The sequence below is a fragment of the Hyalangium minutum genome, assembly GCF_000737315.1.
GTDB classification, from domain to species: domain Bacteria; phylum Myxococcota; class Myxococcia; order Myxococcales; family Myxococcaceae; genus Hyalangium; species Hyalangium minutum.
The window spans coordinates 274,481-290,488 of sequence record NZ_JMCB01000009.1 but is presented as its reverse complement, the minus strand read 5'-3'; the positions used below and the strand labels follow the sequence as shown (position 1 = coordinate 290,488).

8 protein-coding genes are annotated in these 16,008 nt (G+C 64.6%); 6 read left to right on the top strand and 2 right to left on the bottom strand.

Annotation, left to right across the window (positions count from 1 at the left end):
• Nucleotides 1-83: 83 nt before the first annotated feature.
• Nucleotides 84-1,589, bottom strand: coding sequence for a deoxyribodipyrimidine photo-lyase (locus DB31_RS24925; RefSeq protein WP_240486873.1), 1,506 nt, complete (start codon nucleotides 1,587-1,589; stop codon nucleotides 84-86).
• Nucleotides 1,590-1,719: 130 nt separating this feature from the next.
• On the opposite strand from DB31_RS24925, the gene DB31_RS24920 reads away from it, so the two are divergent.
• The 4 genes from DB31_RS24920 to DB31_RS24905 all read left to right on the top strand — a co-directional run bounded on the left by DB31_RS24920 (nucleotide 1,720) and on the right by DB31_RS24905 (nucleotide 6,271).
• The gene (locus tag DB31_RS24920; RefSeq protein WP_044191941.1) at nucleotides 1,720-2,925 is read left to right on the top strand and encodes a 3-phosphoglycerate dehydrogenase family protein; all 1,206 of its coding nucleotides are present in this window, start codon (nucleotides 1,720-1,722) and stop codon (nucleotides 2,923-2,925) included.
• Between the two features lie 84 nt (nucleotides 2,926-3,009).
• The gene (locus DB31_RS24915; RefSeq protein ID WP_044191938.1) at nucleotides 3,010-4,254 is read left to right on the top strand and encodes a hypothetical protein; all 1,245 of its coding nucleotides are present in this window, start codon (nucleotides 3,010-3,012) and stop codon (nucleotides 4,252-4,254) included.
• Between the two features lie 70 nt (nucleotides 4,255-4,324).
• The gene (locus tag DB31_RS24910) at nucleotides 4,325-5,464 is read left to right on the top strand and encodes a DUF1015 family protein (RefSeq protein ID WP_044191936.1); all 1,140 of its coding nucleotides are present in this window, start codon (nucleotides 4,325-4,327) and stop codon (nucleotides 5,462-5,464) included.
• Nucleotides 5,465-5,500: 36 nt separating this feature from the next.
• Nucleotides 5,501-6,271 (top strand): tRNA1(Val) (adenine(37)-N6)-methyltransferase, encoded by a 771-nt coding sequence (locus tag DB31_RS24905; protein ID WP_240486872.1) that lies wholly within the window; start codon nucleotides 5,501-5,503, stop codon nucleotides 6,269-6,271.
• Between the two features lie 9 nt (nucleotides 6,272-6,280).
• Here DB31_RS24905 and DB31_RS24900 read toward each other — a convergent pair whose 3' ends face one another.
• Nucleotides 6,281-7,171, bottom strand: a complete 891-nt coding sequence (locus tag DB31_RS24900; protein ID WP_044191934.1) for a carbohydrate kinase family protein — start codon at nucleotides 7,169-7,171, stop codon at nucleotides 6,281-6,283.
• A gap of 161 nt (nucleotides 7,172-7,332) precedes the next feature.
• Here DB31_RS24900 and DB31_RS24895 point away from each other — a divergent pair, with 161 nt between their 5' ends.
• Nucleotides 7,333-9,669 (top strand): Ig-like domain-containing protein, encoded by a 2,337-nt coding sequence (locus DB31_RS24895; RefSeq protein ID WP_083968654.1) that lies wholly within the window; start codon nucleotides 7,333-7,335, stop codon nucleotides 9,667-9,669.
• A 221-nt stretch (nucleotides 9,670-9,890) separates the two neighbouring features.
• Nucleotides 9,891-15,989 (top strand): NHL domain-containing protein, encoded by a 6,099-nt coding sequence (locus DB31_RS45165; RefSeq protein WP_169787093.1) that lies wholly within the window; start codon nucleotides 9,891-9,893, stop codon nucleotides 15,987-15,989.
• The last annotated feature ends 19 nt before the right edge of the window (nucleotides 15,990-16,008 follow it).

The window sequence follows — 16,008 nt, the reverse complement described above, 5'->3', positions numbered from 1 at the left end:
CTGTCTGGCGGATTGTTTAGTGTCGGCCGCGCCGGAAGGGAACTTCCGAATGGTGTCCGGGAGCGTGGAAGTCAACAGCACCGCTACTTCCTGGCAGTCCGGCGGCGGGGCAGCTTCACGGGCGGGTCTCCCTGCCGGCTCCACTTCGCCAGGTAGGGCCCCAAGTCGAACTTCTCGGCCGTGCGCAGCGAGCTCATGGGCCGCACCTTGCCCAGCACCTTTCGCTCCTGGAAGGGCCGGTCGTGCAGGCCGAGGACCCACATGAAGTTGGCCACGCTGGCCGGGTCTCTGCCGTCCAGGGCATAGCGATCGTTCAGGTGCGCCATGCGCTGGAGCGCCTCCTGGGGTGTGGGGCTCCACTCCAGCAGCTTCTTGCCCCAGAGCATGCGCAGGTAGTTGTGGATGCGGCCGCGCTCGCGCAGCTCGCGCTGGGAGGCGTTCCACAGGCCATCTCCCGTGCGTGCCGCGTCCAGCTCCTCCAGGGTGTAGAGGTGCTCGCGCTTGTCCTGGCGGTGCGTGTCGAGGGACTCGCGCGCCCAGCGGGGCAGGGAGTCCACGGAGAGCTGGCGGGGCACGGGCGTGTGCAGGCAGTAATTGAAGGCCAGCTCGCGGCGGACGAGCAGCTCCTCCAGGAAGGACTGCACGGCGGGGTCTTTCTCGCCTCCGGCCTCGAGCACGGCGCGCGCGGCCTCGCCCGGGAAGAGCTGGCCCCAGTGGAAGTACGGAGACAGGCCGGATTGCTGATCCTTGCCCGGATCATTGCGCTCGGTCTCGTAGCCCTTCAGGCGCGTGTCGATGAAGGACTTCAGCGTGGCCAGGGCCGCCTTGCGTCCTCCGTGGACCCCGGTGATGGGGGGGACGGAGTGGTCAATCGCGAACGTATCGAGCGCCTTGCGCAGGGCCTTGGCGTCCGAGAGGGCGAAGCCCGGGGAGAGCTTCTTCGCGGCGGCGGTGGCCTTCAGCGGACGCGGCGCCAGGGACTTGCCGAGGTACTCCGGCCAGAGCTTCCGCAGCTTGGGACGCAAGGTGTACGCGCCAATCTGGGGCTCGGTGATGCGCTGCATGGGGACCACGCACGAGCCGTCCACCGCGAACAGCGGCACATCCAGCTTCTTGGCCGCGCCGCGCAGGTGTCCGGGGATGATGAAGGCGGGGAAGAGGTCCGAGACGATGGCCGCGGCCCTGCGGCCCAGCTCGGCGATCCGGGGCTTGTGCTCCCGGGGACTGCGGGGCAGCTCGAGCCAGTAGGGAATGCCTTGGGCGGCATAAGCGGCGGGCAGCTCCGCCATGCCCTCGAGGGCGAAAGCGTGGAGCCGGTCTGAGGCGTGGGGGTAGTCAGGCCGCAGCGCCTGGTAGACGGCGACGGGCAGCTTGAGGTGGTTGCCCAGGGCAATGGCGGCGTCCAGCGCGGGGTTCTCCTCGGCGCGATGGTTCACCATGCACCAATAGAGAACGAACTCGCGACGGGAGGGGAGGGGCTCGTCGTTGATGACGAGGACTCGGGCGGAGTCGACGCCCAGCTCGGACCAGGAGAAGCCAAGAGGCATAGTGTGCAGGTAGATGCGCGAGCGCCCTACGCGTCGCGGCACATGGCACCGCGTCGAGTCCTCGGAGTGCGAGCCTCTGAACGTCCCAGGGAAAGGGGGGGAAGAATTCGAGGCGGCCCGACCTGGGGAGTGGGCTAGCTTGGCCCGCTGGAACCCCACCGGAGGTATCTCGATGCGCGTCCTGGTCGCTGACGAGTTTCCCAAGGTCCACCTGGAGTCCCTGCGGGGGCTGGGGCTGACGGTCGATTTCCGCCCCGGCCTCAAGGGGGATGCGCTGGCGGAGGCCGCCAAGGATGTCTCCATCCTCGTGGTGCGCAGCACGGAGGTGCCCGCCAAGGTGTTCGAGGTGGCCAAGGGCCTGTCCCTCGTCATCCGCGCCGGAGCGGGGGTGAACACCATCGATGTGAAGGCGGCCAGCGCCCACGGTGTCTTCGTGGCCAACTGCCCTGGGCAGAACGCCATCGCTGTGGCGGAGCTGACGTTCGGGCTGATGCTGGCGGTGGATCGCCACATCCCGGACAACGTGGCGGCGCTGCGCCAGGGTGCTTGGAACAAGAAGCGCTTCTCCCAGGCCCGAGGGCTCTATGGGCGAACAGTGGGGATTGTGGGCCTGGGCGCCATTGGCGCGGCGGTGGCGGAGCGGGCGCTGGCCTTTGGCATGAGGGTGGTGGGGTACTCGCGCTCGCTGTCCGCCGAGCGGGCCAAGGCGCTGGGCATCGAGCGCGCCGAGAGCCTGCTGGCCCTGGCGCGGCAGAGCGAGGTGCTCACCGTGCACGTGCCTGCCTCGTCCGAGACGAAGGGCCTGGTGTCGCGGCAAGTGCTGGCGGCGCTCCCGGACGGCGCGGTCTTCATCAACACGAGCCGCGCGGACGTGGTGGACAACGAAGCGCTGCTGGAGGAGGCCCGGCGAGGCCGCATCTCCGTGGCCACGGACGTGTTCCCCGACGAGCCCAAGGGCGGCGAGGCCTCCTTCCACAGCGAGCTGGGCAAGCTGCCCCACGTCTACGGCACGCACCACATCGGCGCCTCCACGGAGCAGGCGCAAGACGCGATCGCCCGAGAGACGGTGCGGCTGGTGGATCGGTTCCTCAATGAGGGCGTGGTGCCCAACTGCGTGAACATCGCGGAGAAGACGCCAGCGCGGTACCAGCTCATCGTGCGTCACCACGATCGGGTGGGCGTGCTGGCCAACGTGCTGGACGCCGTGCGCCAGGCGGGCATCAACGCGCAGGAGATCGAGAACACGATCTTCGAGGGCGCCCAGGCGGCGTGCTGCAAGATCCAGCTCGACTCCAAGCCACCCGAGGAGATGTTGGAGCGCATCCGCGCGCGCGCCGAGGAGATCATCTTCGTGGACCTGGTCGAGCTGCGGGCCTGAGGGGTCCGCGTGAAAAACCGGTGCAAGCGCGGCGCGGTTGGGTTTTATCTAAGTCGTCACGTGGCCGGAGCTTGAGGAGTGCTTGTGTCACACCTGAGAACCTGGAGCTGTCTCACCGTCGCCATCGCCGCTCTCCTGCTGCCTGGGGTCACCTGGGCGCAACAGTCCCAATACCCACCCCCGCCGCCTGCGCCCTCCTTCCAGCCGTCCCCGGGCTTTCAGCAGCCACCCGCGCAGCCCACCCCCACGGAGCCGCAGCAGGCCATGCCGCCTCCGGCGGACTCATGGACACAACCGCAGCCCGCACCCACCACGACGATCCCGGCCTCGCCGGATTCGCAAGGAACGGGCGCGGTTTCACCCGCTCCGCCGAGCGATGCGCCGTTGACGCCTCCCAATCCGGACTCGCTGCGGACCCGGCCCAACCCTCCGCTCACCGAGTCGGGCCTGTCACCTCAGGCCACCCCGACGCTGCCGCCTCCTCCCGCGGCGAGTGGCGTGCTGCTGGATGGACGGCCTCGGCAGGGGCCGTTCCTGTCCGGCCCGGGCAGTCTGACCTTCGTGCTTCAGCACTCGCTGTTGGGAGCCATGGGTGGCTTCTTCACGCAGGGCTTCGCGCAGGACTTCAAGATCGACCGTGACTCGCGTGAGGCGATGCTCGCGGGCACCTTGATTGGCGCGGGCCTGGGCTTCGGCGCGTCCGCGTGGTGGCAGTTCAACCACTGGGTGGATCGGCCGCTGGGCTACTTCAGCATCGCCAACGCCGCCGTCGGAGGCATGTTCCTGGGCGGCTTCATGGACCTGTTCACGAATGACCGCTACGCGCTGTCCTGGTCCGCCTTCGCGGGCGCGGAGCTGGCCTCGTGGCTCACCGCCGTCATCGGCGGTGGGCAGCTGCCGCTCAACCAGGGGTTGCTCATTTCCTCGGGCGCTGCGTGGGGACTGGTCTACAGCACGCTGTTGCTGGCCATCATCCACTTCTCGGAGAATCAAGGCATCCGCGGGAAGACCTGGGCGGACACGCTCTTGATCGCCCCGGGCATTGGGGCGGGAGCGCTGGCCATCGCCTCTACGCGCTACAACCCAAGCTCCGGACAGATCCTCCGAGCGGACATTTTTGGAGCGGGCGTCGGCGCCTTCGTGCTGCTCGTGTCGGGCGTGGCACTGGGCGGCTTCAATCAGCCCACGCCCTACGTGTTGTCCTTCTTGGGCTCGGCGGGCGCCATCGCCACTGTGAGCTTGCTGTGGGACGAGAGCGTGGATCGCACCGCGTCTCCCCCAGGCTCAGGCGGCTACAAGTCGAAGAGGCCCTACAAGGGGCTCTGGTAGCCGCACGGCAGGGGAGCAGCCGGGCAGACGCCGTGGCAGGGAAGAGGAAGCAGCCCCACCTTCTTCCTGCATGGCGCGAGTCCTTCCATTTCCTGCTCTCCTGTCGACCCTGGGTACTCACCTCGAAGCGGATGGTCCTTCCTCTCGCGGCGTTCCCAAGCCCTCACACGTCCGGCCACTGCTCGAGGCGCCGAACCCTGATGCCGAGCTGGGGCGGTGGCGTGCTTCGGGGGCGGTGCTTCGAGATCCACGCCCCGCGCTCTACGTCGTAGAGCTTCACGGACCTGCTGGGCGGCTGAGCGGGCCTCCGGTCCGGTTCCTTCTGTGCTCGCTGCGGCCGGATGCCGCGCTGCCGCTGGAGCAGGATCCTTACCGGCCTCGCTCCTGGTGCGTGGAGCCCGCGGTCACCCTGGCCGCGGACGATCATGGCGTGCTGCGCGGGCTGCTGGCCGAGGCCTCCGAGCGGGCCGGCGTCGTGTGGCAGGGCGCGTTCGAGGGCTCGCGGGTGGTGCTGCGCCGCATCGAGCCGTCGGCGATCTCCAAGCGCATCCAAGCGGTGCTGGACGAGGCGCCCCTGCGTCCGCTGGCGGCGCTGGATGAGCAGCACCCCACGCTGGCGGCAGTGGTGCCCTTGTCGGATCCGGGCTTGCAGCTCGAGCCCATCCACCGGGCTTTGAAGGGCGTGGACACGTTCAAGGAGGAGACGTTCCTCACGCTCGTGGCGGCGTACGCGCGGATCTACGAGCTCGATGAGCCGCTCACGTCTCCTCGAGGGCTGGCTGCGGCGCGCGAGCGGCTGGCCACGCTCATCAGCGGCCAGCACGCGGTGCTGCTGGTGCTACCGGAGGGGCGGGGGAAGATCCTTCGGTTCCGGCAGGGGCTGGACCTGGCGCACCTGAAGGGCGCGCCGCGCAGCCCGACGCTGCGGAGCTTGGACCTGGCGCTCTTGAACGCGCTGGTGCTGCGCACGGTGCTGGGGATCCAGGAGCCCGAGGCCGCCGGGCACTCACAGGTGTACCCGGTGCGGGAGCTGGAGGCGCTGGTGCAGGGCGTCCAGTCGGGGCTCTACCAGGTAGGCTTCGCCCTGAATCCTCCGCCGGTCTGGGAGGTGCGGGCCGTGATGGAGGCGGCTGCGACGCTGCCCTCGCTGACGCTCCGGGTGGAGCCGATGCCACCTGCGGGCCTCCTGTTCTTGGATCCCGAGGCTTAGTCTTTCACGGTGAGGCAACCGTCTTCACGATACCTGTTGGAGTGGCCCCATCAGGTGCGGCTCGCGCTGCACCCCGAGCCGGGGGAGACGCTCGACTCCATCTGCGGAGGCGAGGTGCAAGTGCTGCAGCGCCGGGGGGGCTACCGCTTCACGTTGGATCCCATCCTGCTGGCGCACTTCGCGGTGTACGAGGGCGGTGCTCACCGCGGGCGGCTGATGGATCTCGGGACGGGGAGCGGAATCATTCCGCTGGTGCTGGCGAAGCGGCTGGGGCGCAAGGACATCACGGCGCTGGAACTGCAGCCGCGGCTGTACTCGCTGGCCGAGCGCAACGTGTACCTGAACCGGTGCGAGGAGCAGGTGACGCTGGTGCAGGGAGACCTGCGGCAGGTGGACCAGTTCTTCGCGGCGGGGAGCTTCAGCCACGTGCTGTGTAACCCGCCGTACCGGGCGTGCACCACGGGGCGCAGCAGCGTGACGATGGAGAAGGCGATTGCGCGGCACGAGGTGGCATGTGCGCTACCTGACGTGGCGCGGGCGGCACGGTACCTGCTGGCGCCGCGAGGAGGGCTGTGCATGGTGTACCCGGCGGCCCGGTTCGCGGAGCTTGCGGGGCTGCTGCGAGAGCACCGGCTGGAGCCAAAGACGGCGCGCATGGTGCATCCCCGGGCGGACCGGCCGGCGAAGCTGGTGCTGCTGAATGCGGTGAAGGGCGGGCGCGCGGATCTGATGGTGCTGCCACCGCTGGTGCTGCATGCGGAGGACGAGCACGCGTTCACCGAAGAGGTGAGCGCGATGGTGCAGTGACGGGGCGGCTCAGCCGAAGTGCTTGCGGTATTCCGACTCCAGCAACTCAGAGGAGAGGGTGGGGGAGGCCAGCTCTTCCGAGGTGACGCACAGGGCTCCCGTGATGCTGGCGAGCCGCAGGCACTGCTTGAGGGGGTATTGCCGGGAGTGGCCGAAGAGGAAGCCCGCGAAGAAGGCATCGCCGGCGCCGTTGGTGTCGCGGACGGTGTAGCCGGGGACGATGGGAGTCTCGATCCAGCGGTTGTCAGAGGTGAGGGCGGTGGAGCCGTGGCGGCCGTGGGTGCAGACCACGAGCTTCTTTCCCTGGCTCACGAGGTACTGCATGAACGGGCGGTAGTCGCTCATGGAGTCGGAGCTCATGAAGATGCAGTCAGCGGCTTCGATGAAGTCGCGGTGGTACTCATTCCGGCCATCGAAGTCGTGGATGTCGCACCAGAGCTCTTTGCCAGATCGCTTCACGGCAGGGATGAGGCGGCGCGCGTAGTTGATGATGTTGAGCACGACGTAGTCGTGCGAGGGAATGAGGGCTTCGAGGTGGCTCAAGTCGAGCTGGGGCTCGAAGGTGGCATAGGCCATGTAGATGGAGATGCGGCCGCCCTCGGCGTTCATGAGGTTGACGTGGCGCTCGGTGCCGCGCGGATCGAGATCGCGGAGGAAGTGGATGCCCTCTTGCTGGAGCCGCTCTTCGATGCGGTGGCCGTACAGGTCATCACCTACGAGGCCATGGAGGGAGACGTCGAAGCCCAGCTTGCGAAGGTTCAACGCCTTGCCAGCCCCGGTCTCTCCGAGGGTCTCGTGGTAGCCCCGGCTGAAGACGGTCTGGGAGCGCCGCTCCGGGAACTGCTCGAGCTGGATCATCGTGTTGAACGCCACGCCACCGACGACCAGGACCCGTGTCATTCCTATCCCCTTCGAAATTCCTGCCATGATTACGCACCACATCCATGAGAGGTGATCTAAGCTGGCGGTAAGCGAGTCAGCTTATCGTGAGAGGGGGATCTGTGGATCCATGCCTTCAGACGAAGGTCGCCGTCTTTGCAAAACTCCTGGTGCTGCCAGTCATGCTGGGAGCGCTGAGTCTCTCTTGTAGCCAAGAGACCCAAACTCCTCCCGCGGCGAATGCCGCGGCGGCACGTCAGGGCAACAGCGTTACGGCCATCATCGCCGCTCCGCCTGCTCCTGTGGTGGTTACCCCCGCCAACGGCTCGCGAACGAGTGACCCGACGCCGACCTACTCGGGCACTACTGAGCAAGGCAATACGGTCACCGTCTCCGTCTTGGTGGACGGTGTGTCCCTGGGTACATCTACGGCAGTGACTGGAGGTACCTGGGCCTTCACCTCGACCACGCCACTGACGGATGGGATTCACGAGGTACGGGCCACGGCTGCCGACGCCCAAGGGAATACCAGCCCTGAGTCCACGCCCAATACCTTCACGGTGGACACCACCCCTCCAGCCGCCCCGGCCATCTACTTGCCGGCCAACGGCTCGCGAATCAACGACACGACGCCGACCTACTCAGGCACAGCTGAGCCCAGCAGCACCGTCGTCATCATCGTGGATGGGACCGTGGTGGGCAGCACGACGGTGGATGGCTCAGGCAACTGGAGCTTCACCTCCCCGGGGCTACTGGTGGATGGCTCTCACGTGGTGCAAGCCACTGCGACCGACGAAGTAGGCAACACCGGCTCGCAGTCGAACGCCAACACCTTCACGGTCGACACCGTCGGACCGGTGGCCACCGACGACACCTTGACCGTACTTGAGGACAGCGGTCCAACGGCGATCGACGTGCTGGCCAACGACAGCACGTCGTCGGGGACGCTCACCGTCACGGCCGTCACTCAACCCTTTAACGGCACGGTGACCCTCAGTGGCGGTGTCGTGCGCTTCACCCCCGCCTCTAACTTCTTTGGCATCACGGGCTTCACTTATACGGTCTCCGATGGAAGTGGAGGGACCAGTACCGCCTCGGTGACGGTGACGGTAACGCCCGTGAACGACCCACCGGACGCGGTGAACGATACGTTCTCGGTCGCCCAGAACAGCGGGACGACTCCGCTCGATGTTCTGGCCAATGACACCGCCGCTCCAGATCAGGGGGAGACAATCTCCGTCAGTGCCGTCACACAGCCGGCGAATGCGACGGTGGTCCTCACTGGGGGCATGGTGAACTTCACCCCAGCGTCTAACTTCTCCGGTACCACGAGCTTCTCCTACACCCTCTCGGATGGCTCAGGAGGGACCGACACGGCTCTGGTGACCGTGAGAGTGGGGCTGGCGGCAGTGACGGATGCGGTGGACGACAGCTTCACCGTGGCCCGGAATGGCGGAGCCACCGTGCTGGACGTACTGGCCAATGACAGCTCGGCATCGGGGACAATCACTCTGACTGCGGCGACCCAGCCCGCCAATGGCACGGTGAGCCTCACAGGAGGCGTGCTGCGCTTTACCCCCGCGACGAACTTTGTCGGCACCACGAACTTCACCTACATCATCTCGGACGGCATCGGAGGAACCGATACGGCCACGGTGACAGTGACGGTGACGGCGGTAGCGACGAATGCGGTGGACGACGCCTTCACGGTGGCCGAGGACAGCGGGACTGCTGCACTGGATGTGCTTGCCAATGATGCCTCTGCGACGGGGACGCGCACCGTCACTTCAGCGACTCAACCCGCGAACGGCTCGGTCTTCGTCAGTGGCGGCACGCTCTTCTTCACCGCTGCTCCAGACTTCTTCGGCACCACGAACTTCACCTACACCCTCTCCGACGGGAATGGAGGGATTGATACAGCTGCGGTCACCGTGACCGTGACGCCCGTGAACGACCCTCCGACAGCCCGAGACGACAGCTTCTCTGTCATGGAGGACAGCGAGGCCACGGAGTTGAACCTCTTGGCCAATGACTCATCGGCCCCGGATTTGGGGGAGACCTTGACCATCGTAGCGGTGACGCAGCCGACGGGCGGCACCGTGACGCTCTCTGGAGGCGTGGTGCGCTTCACCCCCGCGGAGACCTTCGTTGGCACCACGTATTTTACCTACACGGTCTCGGATGGGACGGGTGGATCCGCGACGGCCGCGGTGTGGATGACGGTGACGGTGAACAGCGTGCTCCATGCCGGAAATGACGCCTTCACGGTGGCGGATGACAGCGGGCCCACGGTGCTGAACGTGCTGGCCAATGACAGCTCGGCGTCGGGGACCCTCATCATCACCTCCGTGACTCAGCCGGCCAGCGGAACGGTCAGCCTCAGCGGAGGTGTGCTGCGCTTCACCCCCGCGCCAAACTTTCTCGGCAACATGAGCTTTCTCTACACCGTCTCCAATGGAAGTGGCGCTACGGACACGGCCAGGGTGACGGTGACGGTGCGGCTCGAGTGTGTTGACTGATATGGGCAGTGGGACCGCGTGGTGCTCGCTTCAAGGCGTCTTTCCGCCAGGGGGCACTGCGCAGGCACCCGCTCTGATTTGATGCTTGTTGGGGAACGCTCATGCAACGTTCAAGTCTGCGGTTCATTCTCGGGTGGTGGATGGTCGCGGGGACGCTATGGCTGGGAGGCTGTGCGGATGACCCGCCCCTCTCCGGCCCGAAGGACGAGACGCCACCGTCCTTGGTCTTCACGAGCCCCGAGGAGGGAAGCACGCTCCATGGCACCGTCCAGACCATCGCACTGACCTATGACGATCCCTCGGGGGTGGCGCCTGGCTCTTTCCGGCTGCTGGTGAATGGGCAGGACCTCTCCTCTCAGCTCTCCGCTGGGGAGAGGGGGGCGCAGGGGACCGTGACGCTGGCCGCCGGGGCACTCACGCTGGTGGCCCGGGTGGAGGACACCGCTGGCAATCCGGCGGAAGCCACGCTCCATGTAACGGTGCGTCCAGAACTGGAAGAGGTGGTAACGCCCGTGAGTGAGACGGCGGTAACGCCGTTCATCGAAGCCACCGCGTTTCTCTACACGGGCCCCCATGCGATCCAGACAGGGGTTGCCGAGGGGACGATTGACCCGAAGCGGGTGGCGGTGCTTCGCGGACACGTGAAGGGGAGAGAGGGCAACCCCCTGGTAGGGGTGAAGGTGTCCGTGCTGGGCCATCCGGAGTTTGGGGCCACGCTGACGCGAGCCAACGGCATGTTCGACATGGCCGTGAATGGAGGCGTGCCGCTCACCTTGCAGTACGAACTGGCGGGGTACATGCCCTCTCAGCGCCAGGAGCAACCGGCCTGGCAGAACTACGCCTGGCTCGAGGATGTGGTGCTGGTGGGCGCCGATGCCCAGGTGACCCCAGTGCAGTTTGGTGGGGGCAGCACGGGGATGCAGGTGGCGCAAGGCGCTCCCGTTACGGACGCGGACGGGACACGGCGGGCGACCCTGCTCTTTCCTCCCAACACCCAGGTGAGCATGGAGCTGCCCGATGGGAGCACGCAGACGCTCTCCACGGGGCACGTGCGCGCCACTGAGTACACCGTGGGAGAGCGAGGGCCGGACGCGATGCCGGGAGATCTGCCGCCCACCAGCGGCTACACCTATGCGGTGGAGCTGAGCGTGGACGAGGCCCAGGCCGCCGGGGCCGTGGAGGTCCGCTTCACGCAGCCGGTGCCGCTGTACGTGGACAACTTCCTGAACTTCCCGGTGGGGAGCGTGGTGCCGGCGGGCTACTACGACAGGAGGTCTGGGGTGTGGAAGCCCTCGGACAACGGCCGTGTGGTGAAGATCCTCGGCATCAATGCGAACGTGGCCGTGTTGGATGTGAATGGGGATGGGATCGCGGACGGGCCTGATGTGCTGGTGCCCCTGGGCATCCTGGATGATGAACTGCAGCAGTTGGGGCGGCTGTACCCGGCGGGGAAGACGCTTTGGCGCACCCCCATCGTCCACTTCACGCCGTGGGATTGTAACTGGCCTTACGGTCCGCCCCTGGATGCAGAGGCGCCCATTCAGTCACCTCCTCAGGCGGAGAAGCCCGAGGAGAAGCCCGATGCCGTCTGCGGGTCGATCATCGAGTGCCAGACCCAGACCTTGGGGGAAGCCATTGAGCTCGTGGGTGCTCCGTTCGGCTTGCATTACAGGAGCGACCGGGTGCCGGGGCGGAAGACGAACTACCGGCTGAAGGTTCCCCTGAGCGGCGCCTCTCTGCCCGCCAGTCTCAGGCGGATGGTGCTGGAGGTGGAGATTGCTGGGCAGCGGTTTACGCACACGTTCCCCGCCGCCGTGAATCAGCAATACACCTTCGAGTGGGATGGGAAGGACGCGTATGGGCGCGTCTTGCAAGGGGAGTGGCCCGCGAAGGTTCGCGTTGGCTATGTCTACTCGCTCATCTACCAACAGCCTGCGGAGTTTGGGCAGGCCTTCGGACGGATTTCGGGTATCCCCTTCACGGCTGCTCAAGACACGCGTGAGATGACGCTGTGGCAGGATTGGGAGAGCAGTCTGGGGACGTTCAAGTCTTCGTCGCAGGGGCTGGGAGGATGGACCCTCGATGTCCAGCACGCCTATGACGCCATGGGGAAGGTCCTCTATCTGGGGTATGGGCAGCGCCGCAGCTCATTGGACCTCAATCAGCGCGTCATCACGACCGTCGCTGGAACAGGCGTGCCGGGCTCTGGAGGGGATGGAGGGCCCGCGACGCAGTCCCAGCTCTTGTCGCCTGAAGGGATCGCGGTCGGCCGGGATGGCAGCCTCTTCATTGTGGACAGTGCGAATCATCGTATCCGCAAGGTGAGCCCGGCTGGGACGATCACGACCGTCGCTGGAACCGGAGTGCCGGGCTACAGCGGAGATGGTGGGAGCGCGACTCAGGCCCAGTTCCGGTCTCCGCAAGACATCGCGGTGGATGCGGAGAACAACCTGTTCATTGTCGATACGGGGAACTTCAGCATCCGGAAGGTCAACTCTCAGGGGATCATCACCACCGTGGTGGGCACTGGGAACCGGGGGTACAGCGGAAATGGTGGGCCCGCCACGCAAGCACGACTGTATGGCCCCCAGGGAATCGCGCTGGGAAGCGATGGAAGCCTCTTCATTGCGGATGATCACCGCATCCGGAAGGTAGGTCCGGATGGGGTGATCACAACGGCTGTCGGGAAGTGCGCTTCTGGATTCAGTGGCGATGGTGGGTCGGCCACCCAGGCGCGGCTGAACCTCCCGCAGAAGATCGCGCTGGATTCAGCGGGAAATCTCTGGATTGCCGATACAGGAAATCACCGTGTTCGTAAGGTGAGCCCTCACGGCATCATCACCACCGTGGCGGGGACGTCGAGTCCTGGCTACAGCGGAGATGGCGGGCCGGCCACGCAGGCTCGGTTGCTTGAGCCCCGAGGGATTGCGGTTGACCTGAGTGGCACTCTGTTCATCGCTGATGCAGGGAACCATCGCATCCGCAAAGTGAGCCCCGATGGCATCATCACCACGGTGACGGGGACGGGGTTTCCCGCTTCGGGTGGAAGTGGGGGGCCTGTGGCTCAGGCCCAGGTCCATACGCCTCGTGGCTTGGCTCTCAGCCCAGAGGGGAGCCTGTTCATCTCGGAATGGTCGGGTCAGCGCATCCGCAAGGTGAGTTCTTCGCTGCCTGGGTTTGGCTCCGAGGACCTGATCATTCCCTCTGAGGATGGAGGAGAGGTCTATGTCTTCAACTCCAGCGGGCGTCACTTGCGGACGTTGGACGCGCTGACGAAGTCGGTGCGCTTCGAGTTCGGCTACGACGAAGCTGGGCGGTTGATGACCGTGAAGGACGAGGATGGGTTGATCTCTCGGGTGGAGCGGGATGCTTCGGGAAAGCCCCTGACCATTGTGGCGCCTCATGGCCAGCGCACCACGTTGGGGCTGGATGGCAATGGCTATCTGTCTTCCGTCACGAATCCCGCCTCGGAGACAATCGAACTGGCTCATACTGCGGGTGGTCTCTTGACGTCGCTCAAGGATCCTCGAGGAGGCTTGCACACGTTCGAGTATGAGCCGGATGGGAGGCTGAAGAAGGACAACCAGCCCGGGGGCGGATTCAAGGCTCTGGCTCGGACCGAGACCGCCAACGGATACAACGTGGCAGTAAGCACTGCCATGGGCCGCACCACGACGTATGCGGTGCAGAACCTTTCCTCCGGTGAGCAGCAGCGCACCCTCACGGGGGCAGCGGGCCAGGTGTCCACGACGCTGCGAAACTCCAATGGCACCACTGCCGTCACTGCGGCGGATGGGACACTGGTGACCACAGTGGAGGGGCCGGATGCGCGCTTTGGGATGCAGGTTCCGCTGGTGAGCTCCCAGACGGTGAAGTTGCCCAGTGGGCTGACCCAAAACTTCAGCCACAGCCGCACGGTGACACTCACCAACCCACAAGACGTGCTGAGCCTGTCCACGCTTACGGACGTGCTGACGGTGAATGGGCTCACCACCACCCTCACGTACGAGGCCTCGACGCGCAAACTCACTCAGCAGAGCCCTATGAGGAAACAGGTCACGACCACCTATGACGACAAGGGCAAGGTGGTGAAGGTGGAGGTCCCAGGGATATTGCCGGTGACGTATGACTATGACACGGAAGGGCAGTTGAGGCTGCTCGCCCAGGGGACCCGCAGTTCCACATTTACCTATAAGCCCGAGGGATATTTGAACACGGTGACCGATGCACTCGGCCGCACTGCAAGCTTCTCCTATGATTTGGCAGGCCGGGTGCGAGGGCAGGCGCTGCCGGGCAACCGGCAGGTGAACTTCGACTACGACGCCAACGGTAATTTGAAGACCCTAGTGCCCTCAGGACAACCCGCACACTCGTTTACCTACACGCCGACGGATGCGGAGGAGGATTACACCCCTCCCAGCCTCACGGGCGTGCCCCGCGTACACACCCACTCGGAGTACAATGTGGACAGGCAGTGGAAGCAGTCTACGTATCCGGATGGGGCGGATGTGCAGGCCTTCTACGAGGATAATGCTACGTCCAAGAAAGGGCGCTTGCAGATCCTCACGGCTACTCCTCCGAGCAGCAGTCGATACAGTGCTCGCACACTGCAGGCCGTCTACTACCCCGTGAGTGGGTACCTTCAATCGCTGACAGACTCGCAAGGGGCCAGCCTCAACTATGTGTATGACGGGGCACTGCTTAAGCAGGTGACGTGGAGTACAGGGGTGAGCGGGAGTGTCTCCTATAACTATGACGCGTTCTTCCGCCCCTTCTCTCTTTCGATAAATGGCGCCAACCCGGTGGTGTACGCCTACGACGAGGATGGGCTGATGAAACAGGCTGGCAGCATGGTGCTTGTGCGCAGTCCTACGAATGGCGTGCTTACCGACACCACTCTGGGGCAAGTGTCCACTACGATTGTTCCCAATGCCTATGGGGAGATTGAAAGCCTTTCTACCTCGTGGGGTAGCGTATCCCTCTACTCAGTGCAACTACGCAGGGATGCCGTGGGGCGCATTGATCGTAAGTTCGAGACGGTGCAGGGCACGACTCATACCTACGTCTATACGTATGACGCAGCAGGAAGACTGGAGGATTTGCAAGAGGACGGTACCGTTATTTCCCACGCCACTTACGACAACGGGGGGGCGGGTAATGGCAACCGCACCGCACTTGTCGTAGGGGGTGTAACTCGAACCGCCTCCTACGATGCTCAGGACCGGTTGCTAACGTTTGGTAATGCGACCTACACCTATGGGCCCAGCGGAGATTTGCAGAGCAAGCAGGTGGGGACCCAATCCACCACTTATGTGTATGACTCCTTGGGCAACCTCCACTCAGCCACGCTTCCTAACGGAACACGGATTGCGTACGTAGTGGATGCGCAGAGCCGAAGAGTGGGCAAGATGGTGAATGGCGCTCTCACTCAAGGTTTTCTCTATGATGGGCAGTTGCGAGTGATTGCTGAGTTGAATAGCAGCAATCAAGTGGTGTCCCGTTTCGTGTATGCCACTCAAGGCCACTCACCCGATTATATGGTCAAGGGGGGAACCACTTACCGTATCATATCGGATCACCTAGGCAGCCCCCGCCTCGTGGTGGATATCGCCAATGGAAATGTGGCTCAGCGACTGGACTACGACGTTTGGGGCAACGTGCTTGCTGACTCCAACCCAGGCTTCCAACCCTTTGGTTTTGCAGGGGGGCTTTACGACAGGGACACGAAACTCACCCGCTTTGGGGCTAGAGACTACGATGCCGAGACAGGCAGGTGGACCACCAAGGATCCTATTCGCTTTGCAGGTGGTGACACCAATTTTTATGTATACGTGGCAAATCAGCCGCACATGCACGTAGATCCGTCTGGTCTTTTTGCCGTCCCGATTGGGGCTATCGTGGCTGCTGTGGGGATAGTCATCGCGAAGGATCTACATTATAATAGGAATCAGTATAATCGTGTCGTGTCTTATGAGTTCGCCTCGAAAAGCTGGATTCCAGTGCCTGCCGATAAAGCGGTCTATCATCAGCACGGGCTGGGGAACGAGAGAAACAAGAAATTTATCTCTCCCAATGGACACTGCGAGGTTGTCTTCAGGGATGGGCAGCTTGTAACGGATCCGGCTAATATAGGGACATATAATTTTGGATCCGATCAAGGGTCTGCTCTGCATTTACTACTTGATGTGGTCCCTTACTATTTCTGGGGAAATTCGCCGGACGACCCCACGCCTTTCCCGGATCGTGTGCTAGGGCCAAGAGGCGCCAAAGAGTTGAAGGACTGGGGGCGCTCATGGATTCCGGAAGAGTTGTGGAGATGATGTCCACCTCAACTTGGCT

What these genes read in the sequence shown, in the direction of transcription:
- DB31_RS24920 (WP_044191941.1), top strand. Translation starts at nt 1,720, where the DNA reads ATGCGCGTCCTGGTCGCTGACGAGTTTCCCAAGGTCCACCTGGAGTCC.
- DB31_RS24910 (WP_044191936.1), top strand. Translation starts at nt 4,325, where the DNA reads ATGGCGCGAGTCCTTCCATTTCCTGCTCTCCTGTCGACCCTGGGTACT.
- DB31_RS24900 (WP_044191934.1), bottom strand. Translation starts at nt 7,171, where the DNA reads ATGACACGGGTCCTGGTCGTCGGTGGCGTGGCGTTCAACACGATGATC.
- DB31_RS24895 (WP_083968654.1), top strand. Translation starts at nt 7,333, where the DNA reads ATGCTGGGAGCGCTGAGTCTCTCTTGTAGCCAAGAGACCCAAACTCCT.